General features: G+C 73.0%; 1 protein-coding gene. It reads right to left on the reverse strand.

Annotated features, from left to right (window positions below):
- Positions 1–66: 66 nt before the first annotated feature.
- On the reverse strand, positions 67–1,326 hold the full coding sequence (thrS, locus tag KN815_RS45635; RefSeq protein WP_308403711.1) for a threonine--tRNA ligase: 1,260 nt from the start codon (positions 1,324–1,326) through the stop codon (positions 67–69).
- Positions 1,327–1,606 lie beyond the last annotated feature (280 nt).

Consider the following 1,606-nt stretch of genomic DNA (forward strand, 5'->3'; position numbering starts at 1 on the left):
CAGTTGTGGGAAGGGGCGGGGAGGGGAACAAGCCCGCCGCAGGCGTCACGATCCGGCGGACACCCGCTACACCGCGCCCCACAGCTCGGTACGGTGCGCCCCCACCAGCGCGCCGATCCGGGCCAGCACCTCATCGACCGGGAGCGGGTCCAGCCGGCGGCCATCCCGCAGCCGCAGGGCCACCCGGCCGTCCCCGGCCTCCCTGGCGCCCACGACGGCCTGGTAGGGCACCAGACGGGCCTCCCGGATCCGGGCGCCCAGGCTGCCGCGCTCCGGTCCGGCCAGCTCCGCGCGCAGCCCGAGGTCCACGCATCGCCGGACGAGCGCCTCGGCGTGCGGCAGTTCGGCCTCGGAGATCGGCAGGACCATGAGCTGAGTGGGGGCGAGCCAGGCGGGGAAGGCCCCGCCGTGCTCCTCGATGAGATGGGCCACGGCCCGTTCCACACTGCCGATGATGCTGCGGTGGACCATGACCGGGCGGTGCCGGGCGCCGTCCGGGCCGATGTAGTGCAGATCGAACTGCTCGGGCTGGTGGAAGTCGACCTGGACGGTGGACAGGGTGGACTCCCGGCCCGCGCCGTCGGCGACCTGTACATCGATCTTGGGGCCGTAGAACGCGGCCTCGCCCTCCGCCGCCTCGTAGGGCAGACCGGAGCGGTCCAGGACGTCGGTCAGCAGGGCGGTCGAGCGGCGCCACATCTCGGGGGCGGCGACGTACTTGCCGCCGGGGCCCGGGAGGGAGAGCCGATAGCGGGCCGGGGTGATGCCGAGCGCCTCGTACGCCCGGCGGATCATCTCCAGGGCCGCCGCCGCCTCGTCGGCGACCTGGTCCAGGGTGCAGAAGATATGGGCGTCGTTGAGCTGGATGGCCCGGACCCGGGTCAGCCCGCCGAGCACCCCCGACAGCTCCGAACGGTACATCCCGCCCAACTCGGCCATCCGCAGCGGCAGTTCGCGGTAGCTGTGGCCGCGGGAGCGGTAGATGACCGCATGGTGGGGACACAGGCTCGGACGCAGGACGACCTGCTCCGCACCGGGCTCCGCGCCCAGCTCCATCGGGGGAAACATATCGTCGCTGTAGTGCGACCAGTGCCCCGACAGCTCGTACAGCTCCCGTTTGCCGAGCACCGGCGAGTACACATGCCGGTAGCCCGCCCGCCGCTCGGCGTCGCGGATGTACTCCTCCAGGGTGTGCCGTACGGTCGCGCCGTCGGGCAGCCAGTACGGCAGCCCCGCGCCGATCAGCGGGTCGGTGTCGAACAGGCCCAGCTCACGGCCCAGCTTGCGGTGGTCGGACATCACGGTCTCCTCGTCGACGTGGCGGATGTCGGTGGCTGTCGGGCGAGTGACCGCACGGCGAAGCCCCGGGGCACTCGCCCCGGGGCTTCGGATCAGAACATCGATCAGCGCGCCGGGACACTCTCCGGCGTCGTCGTCATGGCAACGATGGCAGCGCGCTTCATGCCGCCGACCGTAGCAAGGCCCGACGCGGCCCGCCCGGCATTTTCTCCGGCCACGGACCCCGCCGGGCCGCGGCCCGCACTGGCCTGCGGCTACGGCCCGTGGCCGAGGCCGCCGGGTCCGGACCGTAGCCGAGCCGTAGGGG

It is taken from the genome of Streptomyces niphimycinicus (assembly GCF_018883605.1).
Taxonomy (GTDB): Bacteria; Actinomycetota; Actinomycetes; order Streptomycetales; family Streptomycetaceae; genus Streptomyces; species Streptomyces niphimycinicus.